The following is a 17,013-nucleotide window of genomic DNA, read 5'->3' as shown; positions in this document are numbered from 1 at the left end:
TTCGTGTGGGGGGTATCGGTGGCCGTGGCCGTCCGACAGGGACGAATCTGAAGCATTCGGCCAAGCGGAGAGCATGGCCCTGACAAGCAAGGTGCTTCGAAAGGCCCAGCCCGGATATGGACTCTTCCCCACCCATCGATGGACTCTTCCGAACTACCTGCTGGACTTTCCGCAGGCCCTGCGGGCGTGTTCCCGCCCTCCCCACACCTCAGCCGGCCGCGCGGCTTCCTCCCGCAAGCCCTCCCCCGCACGCGGGCTGCCGCCTCCCCCGCCTCCGGCATTCCCAGCACCGAAGCCACGGCGCTCCCCTCGGCCATGGAGCGGACGCAAGACATCGGCATGCCTCCCTCAAACCCGAGCGAAACCACGCCTGACCAGCAGAAAGCAAGGGATCACGTGCGGTTGGGATGCGGCTTCTTGAGGCATACGTGTTGCTGACACGGGCATGTGGACTGGACCAATGTCGACGGTGAGGGCGAAGGGATCCGGGCGGGCTGCAGTGGTGGAGTCGCCGCCTTCGGGCGTACGCCGCGACCGGCACGGTATCGGCGCTGGTGGAAGGCAGGGTGAGCCGTGGCGTTGATGCGGCTTCGCTGCGCGGCCGAACCGATTCCGTAGCCCCTCGCCGAGTTGCTCGCGGTGCATGAGAAGGTCGCGCCCAGTCTCTTGCCTCATGCAGTCCAACCGGTATAGACCTCTGTTGTCGAAGGTACGCAGATGCTTGATCATTCTCAGGAGGGCCGAAGTGAGCCAGGGTGCCGCCAGACCAGAACCTCCTCGCACTTCCCGTCGGCGTGTGCTCGCCGCCATCGCGGTGACCACCGCAGCCACCGCCGTTCCCCTCGGGCTGACAGCCGCGCACGCGGCATGGCCCACCGCCGAGCGGCCCGGGCAGGCAGCCGACGGCACCAACTCCCGACCGGCGGTGATCCCTGCCCTCCAAGAGTGGACCGGCGGCCGCGGCACCCATCGCATCTCCGCCGCCTCCCGCGTGGTGACCGGCGGCACGGGAGCCAAAGACCTGCTGCCCCTGGCCCGGCAGATAACCGAGGAGATCGCAGAGATCACCGGCGTACGCCTGGCCGCACCGCGCACGATCACCGGCGCCCCCCGTGGCGGCGAGATCCTGCTCCGGCGCGATCCCGGCGCCCGGCACGAGCGGGGGCAGGAGCGGTACGAGGAGGAGGGCTACTCCCTGGAGGTCACCGAGGGCACGGTGACCGTCACCGCCCCCGCCTACAGCGGGGTCTACTACGGCACCCGTTCGCTGCTCCAGATACTGCTGCAGCATGACGAGCGCTCCCGTCTCCCGGTCGGTACCGCCGAGGACTGGCCGAACTACCGGCTGCGCGGCTTCATGCTCGACGTCGGCCGCCGCTACTTCACCCCTGGCTTCATACGCGACTACCTGGGGTTCATGGGCTGGTTCAAGCTCAACGACCTTCAACTGCATCTCAACGACAACGAGATCCATGCCCCCGAAGGCGACTGGTCCCGGGCCTACGACGCCTTCCGTCTGCGCAGCGAGAAGCCCGAGTGGGACGGACTCGCCGCCGAGGACGGCTCGTACTCCCGCGCCGACTGGGATTCCTTCGAGGACACCGCGGCTCGTCACGCCGTCCAGCTCACCCCCGAGATCGACGCCCCCGCGCACGCCCGCTCCTTCGTGCGCTTCCGGCCCGACCTCGGCCTGAACGGCGGCAACTCGGACCATCTGGACCTGGAGAACCCCGAGACGACGGCCTTCGTGAAGAAGGTCTTCGACGAGTTCACCCCCTGGTTCCGCAGCCCCGAGGTCCACTACGGCGCCGATGAATACACCGGCGCCGAAGAGCTGTACCGCGGCTTCTTCAACACCATGGCGGAGCACCTGCGCTCCCTGGGCAAGCACCCGCGCGCCTGGGGCAGCCTCACCCACATGGCCGGCGGCGCCGGCGGCTACGACCGCGACGTCACCATCCACAGCTGGAACAACGGCTGGTACGGCCCGCAGGCCGCCAAGGCCGACGGCTACGAGATCGTCAACACCAACGACTCGCTGCTCTATATCGTGCCGTTCGCCGACTACTACCACGGGCACGGGCTGGACGGCCGTTACCTCTACGGCAGTTGGGAGCCCCACGTCTTCCCCGGCAACCAGAGCCTGCAGCCGGGCGATCCGCAGCTGCGCGGCGCCATGTCCGCCGTCTGGAACGACCTGGTGCACGCCACCTACACCCAGCAGGACGTACACGGCCTGGTCCAGAAGACCTTCGGCATCCTCGCGCAGAAGATGTGGAGCGGAGCCGCTGCCCAGATGCCGTACGCCGACTTCACCACCGCCTTGCGACGGGCCGCCGACGGACCCGGCATGACCACCATCCGGCCGACACTGCCCGAGCCGGACGACCTCGCCTTCCAGGTGAAGGCCACAGCCTCCTCCAAGACCGCCGGTACGAGCGCCGCGCACGCCACCGACGGCGACCCGCTGACCCGGTGGACCAGCGACCGCGAGAACGGGCCGTGGCTGGCCGTGGACCTCGGTGAACCGCACGAGATCGCGCGGGTGAGCCTGGACTGGAGCGGCGACCACGGCCGGGCGTACGACATCGAGGTCTCCGACGACGGCCGCACCTGGCGCACCGTCGTCTCACGCGACGACCGCGACCGCCCGGGCCGGGACGAGCTGACCTTCCCCGCGACCACAGTCCGCCACGTGAGGCTGAAGGGCAGGGAGGGCAAGAAGATCCGCTATGGCCTGTGGTCGCTTCAGGTGCTCGCCGCCCCCGACCTCGCGCGCGACAAGAAGATCACGGCTTCCTCCTCGGAGACCTCGGGCCTCGTCCCCGAGAATGCCAACGACGGCGACCCCACGACACGTTGGGCCTCCCAGTACACCGACGACCAGTGGCTCGCGGTGGACCTCGGGGGCACCCACCGCGTACGCCGCGTGGTGCTCGACTGGGAGGCCGCCGCAGGCCGGGACTACGACATCCAGATCTCGGCCGACGGCACCGTGTGGACCACCGTGGTGGAGCGCCGCGGGCGCCAGGAAGCCGGCGTCGACACCGTGGACTTCACCGAACCGAGGGACGCCGCCCACGTCCGCATGAAGGGGCTGGCACGCCAGACCGACTACGGATACTCCCTGTGGACCTTCGAGGTCCACGCCTGAAGGGGCGGAGTTACGAGCAGCGGCCACGTATGCGACATCCGTATCGAGGCGCGGCACGATACGTCCCGCCGGCTCACCGGCCCCCGTGGGCGTAGCCATGCCTGGACTGCTCGCCGAGCCCTTCAGTGACCCCGACCGCACCGCCGGGCCACGGGAACGGCTGATCGGCGTGCGCACGCAGGCACGTGCGGCCCGAGTGGCCTGAGAAGCCGGCTGCCTCCGGGGCCAGGACCGGGCGCGGGCCGGTTCTGGCCCCGGAGGTATCCCTTCGGTGCCGTGTGGCCGACGGCTCATCCGCGGCCGGGTGCCGCCCTCCTGATCTCGGAGCTGATCGCGTGGTCCATCACTGAGAGGCCGATGAGGTTGAAGGGCTTGTTGATGTTGCGCATGAGGGAGTCCTGTGAGGGCCGGTAGATGCCGTACTCGTACTGGCTGCCGCCCTGGTAGGCGCCGATGACGCCGCCGTCGGGGGTGCTTCGGCCGAGGTAGGACGACCACTTGGACCCGGTCCGATCGGTCGTGACGTTGGGCTGTCCCGGTTCGCCGCCGGGGTAGGTGGTTCCGGGCGTGTAGTACTCGTCGGCCAGGCCGCCCACGGAGTGGCCGAGTTCGTGGATGGCGATGCGTCCGGCCTGTGCGTTGCCGCCGGCGACGGTGGCGAGGCTGGGGTAGCCGGCGCCGCCGTATTTGGTGGTGTTGCCGACGGCGACGATGGCGTCGGCTCCGGGGGCCTCGGCGGCGTACGCCTTGGCCTTCGGCTCGCTGAGGCACAGCAGCCGTTCGATGCCGCCGCAGAAGAAGCCCATGTCCAGGGCGGTGTCGCGGTTGACGCCCTGGGTGGGGTCGTTGTCCACGCCGGACTGGTGGGAGACGACGTTGACGAGCCAGACGTTGATGTTCTGCCGGTGTTTGTCCCACGGTGCGGTGGCGGAGATCTCGTTCCACTTCGCCTGGGCCTGCTGGCGGAGCAGGCTCATTTCGGAGGCTGTGTAGCCGTCGCCGACGATCACCAGGTCGAAGCGCGAGTCGGGGGATCCGGTGTCCTGGATGGGGATCACCTCGGCGGCCGCGGCCGCCCGGATGTCGGCGCGAGAGGGGGCAGCTTCGACCTGCTGGGGTATCTGCACGCGGGTGGTGGTGCCGTCAGGGGAGAAGACCTCTCGCCATCCGGTCGGCTGCGGCGGGACGTCGTCCGACGCTCCGGCGGGTACGGGTGCAGCGGCGAGTCCCGCGGCGCAGAGTATGGCCGCGGTCAGCAGGATGGAACCTCTTCGGCGCATGAGCGCCCTCCATGTCCGTCTGTTGGGGGGTGACGGCCGGTCCGGGTGCCGGGCGCGGCCGCTGACGGTGCTGTGCTCCGCCGCGGCGGTTCCACCTGGCGCAGGTGTCGCGGCAGCGGGTGCGACCTCGGCCGCCGGCTCCCCGGGACCACTGTAAGTCGCAAGTTAATTCAACTAACTTGACGAGTTAAGCTAGCTGAGTGGCGCGAGCCTGACAAGTCCCCGGGTGTGCGACGGGTCGACAAAGCCGGGGCGGGCCTCAGAAGGGCGGCGCCGGGGCCGGTCCGAGCGTGGTGGCACCGGGTCTTGCCTGGTGGCACAGCCCGGCGCGGTAGACGTCGAGGGCGGCCTCGGTCTGTCCCGTTCTGCGCAGCAGATCCCCGAACAGCCGGCAGAGGTCCGCGAGATCCCCTGCCGCTCCTGCGTGCTCCAGCAGGCCCATGGCGCTGCTGTAGTGCGCTTCGGCTTCCGGGACGTCGCCGCGCCGTTCGGCGATCAGGCCGAGAACGCGGTGCGCGCCCGCTTCGTGAACCGCACCGTGTGCCGACCGCAGCCCGGAGAGCACGCCGCGCAGCAGTGCTTCGGCCTCGGTGTCCTTGCCCTGCCGGTGGAGTATCGCGGCCAGTTCCACTGCCACCTGGTGGGCGTAGAGCGCCGCGCGCCGGGAGGTCAGCATGCCGTACGCGGTGCGCAGCGCCGTTTCCGCCGCTTCCAGGTCCCCGGCCTGGGCCTGGACGTAGCCGCGCATCCAGTGGCAGTGGGCGAGTTCGGTGCGGATGTGGAGCTGTTCGTAGTACTCCGCCGCCTTGGCGAGGGCGGCGTCCGCCTCGGCGGTGCGGCCCTCGGCGATGAGGGTCCGCGCGACGCCCCGGTGGAGCCGGGCAACCAGGGCGGGCTCGGCGACCTCGGGGGCGAGCGCCAGGGCGAGTTCGGCGGCCTGGACGGCGCGGGCGCGGGCGCCCATGTCCATGTACGGCGCGATGACGGCGGTGTAGAGCAGCACCAGCGCCTGCGGGTCGTGCAGCCCGGACGCGTTGAGCTCGTCGAGTGTGCTCTCCAGCAGGTAGCAGGCGTAGCGCAGCTCACCGGCCATCAGGTGCGTCAGCGCGCGCCCGCGGATGGCTGGGACGCGCTGAGGCAGGGGCGTTCCCGCCTTTTCGAGGTTGTTCTCCGCTCGTTCGAAGTCCGCACGTGCCTGGTCGAGTTGGCCGTTCTCCAGCGCGCACTCCCCGCGGCCGACCAGAGCGGCCGCGAGCTCGGCGTCGAGACCGAGTTCCTCTGCCTCGTGGACGAGCCGGGCGTAGCGCGCGGCGGCGTCGGCAGGCTCGCCGGTGGTCAGCACGCGCTGCGCCTCGGTGAGCCGCATGCGCAGCTCGGTTGCGAGATGGGCCGGACGCCCGCTGACCAGTTCTTCATAGGTGGTGCCGAGCCGCTGGGCGATATGCCGCAGGGCCTTCTCCGAGGGCTGCGCCTTACCCGCCTCCACCGTGGAGATGTACGCGGCGCTGTAGGCGGGCTCGGCGATGTCGCGCTGGGTCAGGCCACGTTCGGTACGCAACCTGTGGACCCGCTGCCCTACTGCGCGAGGGCCGTCGGCGCGGCCGTCAGCGCTCGCGCCCGCCGCCGCAGCCCGCTTCGCGACGCGCTTCTCCGCCACCCTGCACTCCCACCCCGCTGCTCAGCCCGCACGGCTCGGACACGATCACCTGACCAGAGGTTAACTACCCACTCCAGTGAGCCCAGCGTAAGGCTTAAGTGAGCGCGATGCCTGTGAGGGCCGATGCGCCGGGCGTCGCGCGCGGACCGAGCTCGGCGGTACCCGAACCCGCTTGGTGAGATCGGTGGTGGCCAGGGGTTCCCCGGTGAGGTTCAGGAGGAGATTCAGGACGAACTCCTGAGGGCTGCATCCGGTCGCGCGCGACCGTGTCGTGCAACCCGTTTCGCGGGTGGTGGGGGTGGGGCCGGGGGTGGTCGTGCGACGCGTTGTCTTTTCGGGGTGGAGTTGAACGCGTACGGTCAAGTTGTAAGCCGCAACGAACCGGAGGACTCCTGCATGCGCCCACGCCGTGCTCTGCTCGTCCCCCTCTCCGCAGCGCTCGCCGCTCTCCTCGCCCTCCCGCTCACCGCCCAGGCCGCCGCCCCCCAGGCACCCCGCAGCATCGACCTCGACGTGCTCTCCAGCCGCCCCGGCTCCGTCACCGGCGGAGACGCCCTGCTCCGTGTCGCCGTTGCCGACCCCGCCGACGTGCGGGTCCGGCTCAACGGGGAGGACGTCACCCCGCTCTTCGCCCCCGACGGGCCCGGTGCCGTGTCCGGCGTCGTGGAGGGCGTACGCGACGGGCGCAACACCGTCACCGCCACCGCCCCCGGCCACCGCGCGGCCCGGCTCACGCTCACCGGCCACCCCGCGCAGGGCCCCGTCTTCTCCGGTCCGCACCAGCAGCCCTTCGTCTGCGAGACCGGCACCTTCCGGCTGCCCGTCGTCGGCGGCACCCTCGGCGAGCCGCTCGACGCCGACTGCTCCGCCGAGACCCGCGTCGACTACTTCTACCGGAACACCGCCGGCGTCTACACCGCCTGGCCCGCCGGCGCCACCGCCTACCCCGCCGACCTCGGCCGCACCACCACCTCCACCGGCCGCACCGTCCCGTTCATCGTGCGGATGGAGACCGGCACCGCCAACCGCGGCATCTACCAGTCCACGATCCTCCACGACCCCCTCGCCGAGTCCGACCCCGATCCCCGTACCCGCCCCGCCGGCTGGAACGGCCGCGCCGTCTACACCCTCGGCGGCGGCTGCATCGGCGGCTGGTACCGGCAGGGCAACACCACGGGCGGGGTCACCGACGCCTTCATGCTCGGCCGCGGGTACGCCGTCATGTCGTCGTCCCTCAACGTCTTCGGCGCCAACTGCCACGACCTCACCGCCGCCGAGACCGCGATGACGGTCAAGGAGCGGTTCACCGAGGCGTACGGGCCGGTCGACCACACCATCGGCTTCGGCTGTTCCGGCGGCTCGTACCAGGCGTACCAGATCGTGGACAACTACCCCGGCATACTCGACGGCATCCTGCCCGCCTGCTCCTTCCCCGACGTCGGCTTCGCGATGACCAACAGAGTCACCGACACCCGCCTGCTCACCGAGTACTTCGCCGGGGACACGGAACTGGCCTGGACCGAGGAGCAGAAGCGCGCCGTCACCGGCTTCGCCTCGTACGCCGTCGCCACCGGCACCCAGGGCGACGCCGCGCGCATCGACCCGCAGGGCAACTGCGGCGTGCTGCCCGAGGAGTTGCGCTACGACCCGGAGACCAACCCCCGCGGCGCGCGCTGCGACCTCTACGACCACGCCATCAACGTCTACGGCCCCGACCCGCGCACCGGCTTCGCCCGCCGCCCGCTCGACAACGTCGGCGTGCAGTACGGCCTCGGCGCCCTCGCCGCCGGGACCATCGACAAGCAGCAGTTCCTGGAGCTGAACGAGCGCATCGGCGGCTACGACCACGACGCCCGGATCGTCGACGCCCGTACCACCGCCGATCCGATCGCCACCCGCACCGCGTACCGCACCGGCCGGCTCACCAACGGCGGCGGCGGCCTGGCGGACGTGCCGATCATCGAATACCGCGCGTACGTGGACGACGCCCCCCGCGGCGACACCCACCTGCGCTACTACTCGCTGTCCATGCGCAAGCGCCTGGCGAAGGCCAACGGCACCGCGGCCAACATGGTCAGCCTCATGGAGGACAACCGCTACGGCGGCCAGAGCACCGCCAGCCCCCTGGTCCGCCACTCCCTCACGATGATGGACCGCTGGCTCACGAACCTCGACGCCGACACCTCGGCCGCCCCGCGCATCGACAAGATCGTGGCGGCCAGGCCCGCGGACCTGCGGGAGGGCTGCAACACCCGGGACGCCGAGCCGCGGTTCGTCGCCGAGGCGCTGGACCGCGACCCGGACAGCACCTGCGAGCGGCTCTACCCGTCGAACTCCTTCCCGCGCGAGGTCGCCGGCGAGGACATCGCCACGGACGTGATCAAGTGCCGTACGGAGCCGCCGCGGCGGGACAGCTACGCGAGCGAGTACGGCGTGACGTGGACCGACGCCGAGTGGCGGCGGCTGCGGGCCGTCTTCGGCCGGGGCGTCTGCGACTACTCCCGGACGGGGGTGGGGCAGCAGGGACTGGCGGGGACCTGGCTCACCTTCTGAGCCTTCCCGGAGAACCTCTTCTGAGGGTTTGCGCAGTTGGACGGGCATAAGGTTCAGACCGCTCTCATCCGGTTCTCAGGGAGCCTCGATAGCCTGCATGCATGAGTGGAATGGCACCTGCAGGGTGGTATCCCGACCCGGACCGCAGCGACGACGAGTCGCCGAGGGAGCGGAGGTGGGACGGTGAAGGCTGGACGGACGAGGTCAGGCCCGCTGCTGTCGCCCCAGATGTCCCTGCGCAGACCCCCGGAGGGGCCACCGGAGCCGACGGAGCCGCCGACGGGGCCACGGGTCCGGACGGGCCCGCGGTCACCGCGGCGCCCCCGGTCCCCGGGGCCGCCCCGCAGGACGCTCCGCCCGGCGGTATCGACGGCGGGATGCACGGTGCGCCCACGGAGGTCATATCCGGCGGCCACGCCGAACCGCTCGGCCCCGAGGGGCCGTACGCCAAGAAGCGCTGGACGGGCAGGCGCCCGCTCGCGCTCGGCATCGCCATCGGCGTGGCCGCCGCGGCGCTCGTCGGCGGCGGCATCGCCGGGGGGTACGCGCTGTGGGGCGGCGACGACGGCGACGAGGCCGGCGGCGGCCCCGTGGTCTACGGGCCGGACGGCGAGCCCCGTTCGCCCGCCCCCGGCGAGGGGCCGGGCGGCGGGCCCGGCGGCTCGGGCGGCTCCGACGGCGGCTCGGGCGGCGGGCCCGGCCGGTCGCCAGGTCCGCAGGACCCCGAGGGCGGGGAGCAGGATCCCGGCGACCCCGACGGCGGGCAGCCGCCGATGGAGATCCCCAGCGAGGACGGCTTCGCCACGGACCTCGCCAGCGGCATCAAGATCCCGGTGCCGGACGGCTGGAAGGGGCAGTCCGGGCAGATAGGCGCCTCGGTGTCGGTGGGCGAGTACAAGTGCCCGACGTCACCGAAGGACACGTGCGTACGCGGCGGGGTGAACTCCGCGCCCGCCCTGGCCCTCGGCTTCGACGGGACCAGCCCGAAGAGGATCGCCGAGAAGGACATCGAGACCAACGCGGAGGCGTCGTACGGCGACGAGGCGTACGGCGGCATCACCTCGCACGACGAGGTGGAGTCCGGCGAGGTCGAGGTGGCCGGCGAGGAGGGCTACCTGGTGCGCTGGAAGGTCGTGACGAAGGAGGGCGACGACGGCTACGTGCAGTCCCTCGCGTTCCCGTCGCCGGCGAACCCGGACACGCTGGTCCTCGTCCGTGCCGGCTTCGACATCGGCGACGAGGCACCCGCGCTGGACGAGCTGAAAGAGATCACCGACGGCATCGAGGAGTCCGAGGGCGGCGCGGGCCTCCCGGGCGGCCCCGGCCGGCCGGCGAGTTCCGCGGCGGTGGCCGGGCGGAGTTGAGCCACGGCGGACACCTCCGGGACGCCGTGCGGCGCGCCCGGGGCCGTACCCCGTACGACCCCGGGCACCGCCGACCTCCCGCGACCCGCCCCGGTGACCTCCGCTCACCCCTCGTACAGGCCCTCGATCTCGCTCGCGTACGCCGCCTCCACCGCGTGCCGCTTCACCTTCAGCGACGGCGTCAGCATCCCGTTCTCCTCCGTGAACTCCCCGTCCACGATCACGAACCGGCGGATCGACTCCGCCCGCGACACCGCCTCGTTCGCGTAGTCCACCGCCCGCTGCACCTCCGCCCGCAGCTCCGGATCGTCCCGCAGCTCCGCGAGCGGGGTGTCCCGCGGCCGCTTCCGCACCGCCAGCCAGTGCGCCACCGCCTCCCGCTCCAGCGTCACCAGCGCCGCCACGTACGACCGCTTGTCGCCCACGACCAGCACCTGCCCCACCGGCGGCCGGCTGCGCAGCCGGTCCTCCAGCACCGCGGGGGAGACGTTCTTGCCGCCCGTGGTGATCAGGAGGTCCTTCTTCCGCCCGGTGATCGTCAGATAGCCCTCCTCGTCCAGCGCGCCCAGGTCGCCGGTGGCGAACCAGTCGTCCGCGAGCACCTCCGCCGTCGCCTCCGGGTTCCCCCAGTACCCGCCGAAGACGATGCCGCCCTTGATCAGCACCTCCCCGTCGTCCGCGATGCGGATCGCCGTCCCCGGCAGCGGCCGGCCCACCGTGCCGGGGCGGGGGCGCAGTGGCGGGGTGAGGGTGGCGGCGGCGGTGGTCTCGGTCAGGCCGTAGCCCTCGTAGATGACGATGCCCGCGGCGTAGAAGAAGAGGTTGAGGTTGCGGTCCAGCGGGGATGCGCCGCTCATGGCGTAGTGGAGCCTGCCGCCCAGCTCCTTGCGGATGCGCCGGTAGACCAGCAGGTCGTACAGGCCCCACGCCAGCGAAAGGCCGGGCCCGGGGCCCTTGCCGGCGCCGAGGAACTTGTTCAGGTGCGCCTCGCCGAAGCGCACCGCGATGCGGTCGGCGCGGTCGAACGACGAGCCGCGGCCGAGCTTCTCGGCCATCTCCCGGCCGGTGTGGTGGATCTTCTCGAAGAGGTACGGGACGCCGACGAGGAACGTCGGCTTGAAGACCTTGAACTCCGGGCGCAGCTCGTCGGGTTTGATCGACGGCCAGTGGCCGATCTCGATGCGCGCGGACAGGCAGGCGATCTGGATCGCCCGGCCGAAGATGTGGGCGAGCGGCAGGAAGAGGAGCGTCGAGGCGGTCTGCCCGGTGACCTCCTTGAAGATGGGGTGCAGGAGTTCGACGCTGTTGGCGGCCTCGGCGTGCAGGTTGCCGTGGGTGAGGACGCAGCCCTTGGGGCGTCCCGTGGTGCCGGAGGTGTAGCAGAGGGTGGCGATGGTGTCGGGGGTCAGGGCGGCGCGGCGCTTGGCGATCTCGTCGTCGGACACGTCCCGGCCGCGCGCCTTCAGCTCGTCGAGGCAGCCGGCGTCGAGCTGCCAGACGTGCGCCTCCTCGGCGGCGGTACGGGCCGTCTGCTCGTTGGCGGCGGTCTCGGTGACGACGAAGCGGGTGCCGGAGTCGTGCAGGATCCACGCGACCTGGTCGGCGGAGGAGGTCGCGTACACGGGGACGGACTGGCCACCGGCGGCCCAGACGGCGAAGTCCAGCACGCACCACTCGTAGCGCGTACGGGACATGATCGCGACCCGCCCGCCGGGTTCCAGCCCGGCGGCGACGAGGCCCTTGGCCACCGCCGTGACCTCGTCCGCGAACGCGCGGGCCGTGACCGGGACCCACCGGCCGCCGGACTTGCGGCGGACGACGACGGCGCCGGGGTCCTCGGCGGCGTTGGTGTAGGGGATGTCGGCGACGGCGCTGCCGCGGGCGGGGGGCGGCCCGGCGAGCCGCGGGACGGCGGCCTGGCGCACGACGCCGTCGTCGGTCCGTACGTCGACGGGGGCGCGCTCGGCGAGGTCCGAGCGCTTCCGCGCGGTCTTGAGGTCCTTCCGTACGCCCACGATCGCTCCTTCGGTCGGCGGAGGTTCAGGCTTCGAGCAGCGCCGTGACGCCCTGGCCGCCGGCGGCGCAGACGGAGATCAGGCCGCGTACGGGACGGGCGTCGCCGGCCGTGCGCTCCGCCGCCCGCTCGTGCAGCAGCTTCGCCAGCGTCGCGACGATCCGCCCGCCGGTCGCGGCGAAGGGGTGCCCGGCGGCGAGCGAGGACCCGGCGACGTTCAGCCGCTCCCGGTCGAGCGTGCCCAGTGGCGCGTCGAGACCCAGGCGGTCCTTGCAGAACGCGGCGTCCTCCCACGCGGCGAGCGTGGCCAGCACCTGGGAGGCGAACGCCTCGTGGATCTCGTACAGATCGAGGTCCGCCAGCGCCAGCCCGGCGTCGGCCAGCAGCCTCGGCACGACGTACGCGGGCGCCATCAGCAGCCCGTCCGGTCCTTCGACGAAGTCGACCGCGCCGGTGCGCGCGTGCGTGAGGTACGCCGCCACCGGCAGCCCGCGATCGGCGGCCCACTCCTCGCTCGCGAGCAGCACGGTGGCCGCGCCGTCGGTCAGCGGGGTGGAGTTGCCGGCGGTCATGGTGGCGTCCGGGTCCGCGGCGCCGAACACGGGCTTGAGCCGGGCCAGTTTGCCGGGTGTCGAGTCCGGGCGCAGGTTCTGGTCGCGGTCCAGCCCGCGGAAGGGGGTGAGCAGGTCGGTGAAGAAGCCCGCGTCGTACGCCGCGGCCAGCCGGCGGTGGCTGGCGGCGGCCAGCTCGTCCTGCGCGGCGCGCGGCACCCGCCACGCGCGGGCGGTGAGCGCGGCGTGCTCCCCCATGGAAAGCCCGGTGCGCGGCTCGGCGTTGCGGGGGATGTCGGGGACGACGTGCCGGGGGCGGAGCCCGGCGAGGACGCCGGCGCGGCGGCTGAGGGACCGCTGCCGCCGGGCTTGGAGCAGTACGCGGCGCAGGCCGTCGTTGAGGCCGAGGGGCGCGTCGCTCGCGGTGTCGACGCCACCGGCGACGCCCGCGTCGATCTGGCCGAGCGCGATCTTGTTGGCGACGAGGAGGACGGCTTGGAGGCCGGTGCCGCACGCCTGCTGGACGTCGTACGCGGGGGTGCGGTGGTCGAGCCCGCTGCCGAGGACGACCTCGCGGGCGAGGTTGAAGTCGCGGCTGTGCTTGAGCACGGCTCCGGCGACGAACTCGTCCAGCAGCGCGCCGCGCAGCCCGTACCGCTCGACGAGGCCGTCGAGGGCGGCGGAGAGCATCTCCTGGTTGGAGGCGGTGGCGTACGCGCCGTCCGCGCGGGCGAAGGGGATCCGGTTGCCGCCGACGATCGCGACGCGCCGCACGCCGCCGCCGGTACGCCTGCCCGTCTTCGCCGGTGTCGTCATCGCCGCGCTCCCTCCCTCGCCTCCCCGCCGGCTTCTTGTGCGGCTGGGGGCTCCGTCCCTACGCTCCTTACTCCGTAGTAAACTTACTCAGCCGTAAGGAGATTGCCAATGGCCGATCGCTACCGGAAATTCACGAGCCGCGGAGCCGGTGCCTTCGTCGCCAAGCGGCTCGGCCTCCCGCGGCCCGCGCACCTGGAGCGGTACCGGCCGGGGCAGCCCGTCGCGCGCGGGCCCGTCGTGCTCGGCGGCGCGGCCGGCGGCCGGATGCACAAGACGCTGCGGGAACTGCTGGACGCGGCGGGCGCGGTGGTGACGGAGGCCGCGGACGGGGCGTCCGTACGGGCCGGGGCACTGGTCTTCGACGCCACCGGCATCGACACCTCCGCCGGGCTGCGCGCCCTCTACGACTTCCTCCACCCCCGGATACGCGAACTCGCCCCCTGCGGGCGCGTCGTGGTCGTCGGCACGCCGCCGGAGAACGCCGCCGGGGCCGGGGAGGCGGTGGCGCAGCGGGCGCTGGAGGGGTTCGTCCGGTCGGTGGGCAAGGAGCTGCGGGACGGCTCGACGGCGCATCTGCTGCTGGTCGCGCCGGGCGCCGAGGGCGGGGTGGAGTCGACGCTGCGTTTCGCGCTGTCGGCGCGCTCGGCGTACGTCTCGGGGCAGGCGCTGCGCGTCACGGGCACGGCGCCGGTGCCGCGGACGGTGGACTGGGCACGGCCGCTGGCGGGGAAGACGGCGCTGGTCACGGGCGCGTCGCGGGGGATCGGCGCGGTGGTCGCGGAGACGCTGCACCGCGACGGCGCCCGGGTGGTGTGCCTGGACGTCGCCGCGCAGAAGGCGGAACTGGCGGCGGTGGCGGGCCGGGCCGGCGGCGGGGCGCTGGAGCTGGACATCACGGCGGCGGACGCGGGGGACCGGCTCGCCGCGTACCTCGACGCACACCACGGCGGCGTCGACGTCGTCGTGCACAACGCGGGCATCACCCGCGACAAGACGCTGGGGCGGATGAGCGCCGAGCAGTGGGGAGCGGTGATCGGGGTCAACCTCACCGCCGTCGAAACCCTCACCGCCCGCCTCCTCGGCGACGGGCTGCTGCGCGCGGACGGCCGGGTCGTCTGCACCTCGTCGATCAGCGGCATCGCGGGCAACGTCGGCCAGACCAACTACGCGGCCAGCAAGGCGGGTCTCCTGGGCTACGTCGAGGCCACGGCCCCCGAGGTGGCGGCACACGGCGTGACGGTCAACGCGGTCGCGCCCGGGTTCATCGAGACGCGGATGACGGCGGCCATCCCGCTGGTCGTCCGCGAGGCGGGCCGCCGCATGAACAGCCTGAAGCAGGGCGGCCTCCCGGTGGACGTGGCGGAGGCGGTGGCGTACTTCGCGGCGCCGGGCAGCGGGGCCGTGACGGGACAGGTGCTGCGGGTGTGCGGCCAGGCGCTGCTGGGGGCGTGAGGTGGAGACACGGGAGTTGAGCGGAGCGCCTCGGCTGCTGCCGCTGTACGGGCGGGCGGTGGTGCCGAAGCGGCGGGGGAGGGCGTACGCGACGGCGCCGCGCGCCGCCGAGGGGCCCGGCGCCGGAGCCGCCGCGCCCGGAGACCGGGCCGCCGGTCAGGCCGGGGCAGCAGCCGGCGCCGGGCTGCCTGCCATCCCCCCGCGGCGCCTGGTCCTCCGCGACGTCCGCCCCGACCCCGCCCGCCTGCGCCGCTACGCCGCCGTCTGCGGCTTCCCCGACGACGGCCGGCTCCCGGCCACGTACCCGCACGTCGTGGCCTTCCCCCTCGCCATGTCCCTCATGACCGCCCGCGACTTCCCCTTCCCGCTCCTCGGGCTCGTCCACCTCGCCAACCACGTCGAGCACCTGAGGCCCGTCGACGCCGGCGAGCGGCTGACGTACGTCGTCGCGACGGGCCGCCCGCGGCCGCACCCGAAGGGCACCGCGTTCCCGGTCGCCGCCCACGCGCGCCTGCGCGGCGAGACGGTGTGGCGCTCGACGAGCACGTACCTGAGCCGCGGCCCCGGCACCGGCCGGGCGGCCGCCGAGACGTCCGGGACACCGGACCTCACCGCCGCGGCGCGGCAGGAGAGCTGGAAGCTGCCGGGCTCGCTGGGCCGTTCGTACGCCGCCGCCTCCGGCGACCGCAACCCCATCCACCTGCACCCGCTGGCCGCCCGGCTCTTCGGCTTCCGGCGCGCGATCGCGCACGGGATGTGGACCAAGGCACGCTGTCTGGCGGCGCTGGCGGCCGAGTTGCCCGGGGCGTACGCGGTGGACGTGTCGTTCCGCGCGCCGGTGCTGCTGCCGGCGGCGGTGCGCTTCCGGGCGGAACGGGCGGAACATGCGCCGGACGGCTGGGCGTTCGACGTCAGCGGCGCGGACGGGGCCCGCACGCATCTGCGCGGCGCCGTCTCACCCCTTGGCGGCTGACGGCTCCGGCGGCGGTGGCGGCGGCGTCCAGGTCTCGCCGTCGAGCACGTTGCGCATGCCCACCCAGATCATGTTCATCAGCCGCCGCGTCATGCCCTCCGGCGATTCGGCGGGGTGCTCCGCCATCCAGTCGGTCAGCGCGTCCGCCGCGCCCACGATGGTGTGGGCGACGAACTCGGCGTCCTCGTCCCCGAGCCGGGCCGGGCCGTCGTTCTCCTCGATCCCGGTCCGTACCAGCGCGGTGACCTCCGCCATCACCGCACGCCGCGCCTGCGCCGACTCCGCGGCGATGGCCTCGCTCAACTCGGCGGCGTGCCGGTGCAGCACGACCCACCCGTCGCGGTGCTCGGAGACGAACGAGAAGAACGCCCGCAGCCCCGCCCGCAGCCGCAGCTCCGGCGTGAGCACCCCTTCGGCCGCTCCCTGGAACGCGGCCACCAGCCGCTCCGCCTCGCGCCGCAGGCAGGCGATGAAGAGCCCTTCCTTGGACTCCAGGTAGAGGTAGACCATCGGTTTGGATATCCCGGCCAGCACGGCTATCTCGTCCACGGAGGCAGCGTGGTAGCCGCGCTTGGAGAAGACCCGTACGGCCACGTCGATGATCTGCTGCTCCCGCACCTGCCGGGGAAGCCGCCGCCTGCGCTTTTCGGTCACCCTTGCGAGCCTACTCTGCCGCCTCCTATATTTAACGATCGAGTAAGTCTACTGTTCGGTAAGGAAGATGGGGTGTGCGGATGACCGACGAGACGCCGGGCCTTGAGGGTCTGGACTTCGCCGCGGTGTCCCCCGAGGAGTACGCGCGCATCGTCAAGGGGCTCTCCTCGCGGGAGATCGGGGAACTGGCCCGGGACGAGGCGCTGCGCGCGCGGATCGTCGGGGAGGTCTTCCGGCGGATGGAGCAGCAGTTCCGGCCGGAGAGGGCGGGGGAGCTGGAGGCGGTCATCCGCTGGCGGATCGCGGGCGTGACCGAGGTGGTGTACGACGTGGCCGTCTCGGGCGGCGCCTGTGCGGTGCACGAGGGGCCGGGCGAGGGGAGGCCGCGGGTGACGCTGGAGATGGGCGACGAGGAGTTCCTGAAGGTCACGTCGGGGAACGCGGGGCCCGTCAAGCTGTTCATGACGCGGAAGTTGAAGGTCACCGGCGACGTGGCGCTCGCGCTGAAGCTGACGGGCATGTTCGACATTCCCCAGGCCGACTGA

At 72.6% G+C, this 17,013-nt stretch carries 10 protein-coding genes and 1 pseudogene; 6 read left to right on the top strand and 5 right to left on the bottom strand.

Features of this window, described 5'->3' with window-relative positions:
• Nucleotides 1-796: 796 nt before the first annotated feature.
• Nucleotides 797-3,154 (top strand): discoidin domain-containing protein, encoded by a 2,358-nt coding sequence (locus tag ABGA99_RS20340; protein ID WP_347583134.1) that lies wholly within the window; start codon nt 797-799, stop codon nt 3,152-3,154.
• A 290-nt stretch (nt 3,155-3,444) separates the two neighbouring features.
• On the opposite strand, the gene ABGA99_RS20335 is transcribed toward ABGA99_RS20340, so the two are convergent.
• Together ABGA99_RS20335 and ABGA99_RS20330 are read right to left on the bottom strand one after the other, a co-directional pair.
• Nucleotides 3,445-4,434, bottom strand: coding sequence for a M64 family metallopeptidase (locus tag ABGA99_RS20335; protein WP_347583133.1), 990 nt, complete (start codon nt 4,432-4,434; stop codon nt 3,445-3,447).
• A 259-nt stretch (nt 4,435-4,693) separates the two neighbouring features.
• Nucleotides 4,694-6,013: pseudogene (locus ABGA99_RS20330) on the bottom strand (helix-turn-helix transcriptional regulator); the annotation flags it as partial.
• A 474-nt stretch (nt 6,014-6,487) separates the two neighbouring features.
• Here ABGA99_RS20330 and ABGA99_RS20325 point away from each other — a divergent pair.
• Together ABGA99_RS20325 and ABGA99_RS20320 are read left to right on the top strand one after the other, a co-directional pair.
• Entirely contained in the window at nt 6,488-8,644 is a 2,157-nt protein-coding gene (locus ABGA99_RS20325; protein WP_347583132.1) for a DUF6351 family protein, read from the top strand.
• 101 nt (nt 8,645-8,745) lie between these two features.
• On the top strand, nt 8,746-10,008 hold the full coding sequence (locus tag ABGA99_RS20320) for a DUF2510 domain-containing protein (protein WP_347583131.1): 1,263 nt from the start codon (nt 8,746-8,748) through the stop codon (nt 10,006-10,008).
• Nucleotides 10,009-10,112: 104 nt separating this feature from the next.
• Here the strand turns inward: ABGA99_RS20320 and ABGA99_RS20315 are convergent, their stop codons facing one another.
• Together ABGA99_RS20315 and ABGA99_RS20310 are read right to left on the bottom strand one after the other, a co-directional pair.
• Nucleotides 10,113-12,023 (bottom strand): AMP-dependent synthetase/ligase, encoded by a 1,911-nt coding sequence (locus tag ABGA99_RS20315; protein ID WP_347583130.1) that lies wholly within the window; start codon nt 12,021-12,023, stop codon nt 10,113-10,115.
• A 25-nt stretch (nt 12,024-12,048) separates the two neighbouring features.
• The gene (locus tag ABGA99_RS20310; protein WP_347579066.1) at nt 12,049-13,389 is read right to left on the bottom strand and encodes an acetyl-CoA C-acetyltransferase; all 1,341 of its coding nucleotides are present in this window, start codon (nt 13,387-13,389) and stop codon (nt 12,049-12,051) included.
• Nucleotides 13,390-13,497: 108 nt separating this feature from the next.
• Between ABGA99_RS20310 and ABGA99_RS20305 the strand changes: the two genes are divergently transcribed.
• Nucleotides 13,498-14,841, top strand: coding sequence for a 3-oxoacyl-ACP reductase (locus tag ABGA99_RS20305; RefSeq protein ID WP_347583129.1), 1,344 nt, complete (start codon nt 13,498-13,500; stop codon nt 14,839-14,841).
• 16 nt (nt 14,842-14,857) lie between these two features.
• A complete protein-coding gene (locus tag ABGA99_RS20300) occupies nt 14,858-15,814 on the top strand; it encodes a MaoC/PaaZ C-terminal domain-containing protein (protein WP_347583128.1) in 957 nt (318 codons plus the stop codon).
• Here ABGA99_RS20300 and ABGA99_RS20295 read toward each other — a convergent pair.
• A complete protein-coding gene (locus tag ABGA99_RS20295; protein WP_347583127.1) occupies nt 15,797-16,468 on the bottom strand; it encodes a TetR/AcrR family transcriptional regulator in 672 nt (223 codons plus the stop codon). The genes ABGA99_RS20300 and ABGA99_RS20295 overlap by 18 nt on opposite strands.
• 80 nt (nt 16,469-16,548) lie before the next feature.
• Here ABGA99_RS20295 and ABGA99_RS20290 point away from each other — a divergent pair, with 80 nt between their 5' ends.
• Nucleotides 16,549-17,013: an SCP2 sterol-binding domain-containing protein gene (locus ABGA99_RS20290; protein ID WP_347579070.1), complete on the top strand. Its 465-nt coding sequence runs from the start codon at nt 16,549-16,551 to the stop codon at nt 17,011-17,013.

Origin of the sequence: Streptomyces sp. B5E4 (assembly GCF_039871555.1) — a bacterium.
Taxonomy (GTDB): Bacteria; Actinomycetota; Actinomycetes; order Streptomycetales; family Streptomycetaceae; genus Streptomyces.
Note: the sequence above shows the minus strand (reverse complement) of the source record. Positions and strands in the feature narration are given on the sequence as shown.

Bases quoted from the DNA above. Each gene is read 5' to 3' on its own strand.
- ABGA99_RS20335 (WP_347583133.1), bottom strand. From the start codon at position 4,434: ATGCGCCGAAGAGGTTCCATCCTGCTGACCGCGGCCATACTCTGCGCC.
- ABGA99_RS20325 (WP_347583132.1), top strand. From the start codon at position 6,488: ATGCGCCCACGCCGTGCTCTGCTCGTCCCCCTCTCCGCAGCGCTCGCC.
- ABGA99_RS20320 (WP_347583131.1), top strand. From the start codon at position 8,746: ATGAGTGGAATGGCACCTGCAGGGTGGTATCCCGACCCGGACCGCAGC.
- ABGA99_RS20310 (WP_347579066.1), bottom strand. From the start codon at position 13,389: ATGACGACACCGGCGAAGACGGGCAGGCGTACCGGCGGCGGCGTGCGG.
- ABGA99_RS20305 (WP_347583129.1), top strand. From the start codon at position 13,498: ATGGCCGATCGCTACCGGAAATTCACGAGCCGCGGAGCCGGTGCCTTC.
- ABGA99_RS20290 (WP_347579070.1), top strand. From the start codon at position 16,549: ATGACCGACGAGACGCCGGGCCTTGAGGGTCTGGACTTCGCCGCGGTG.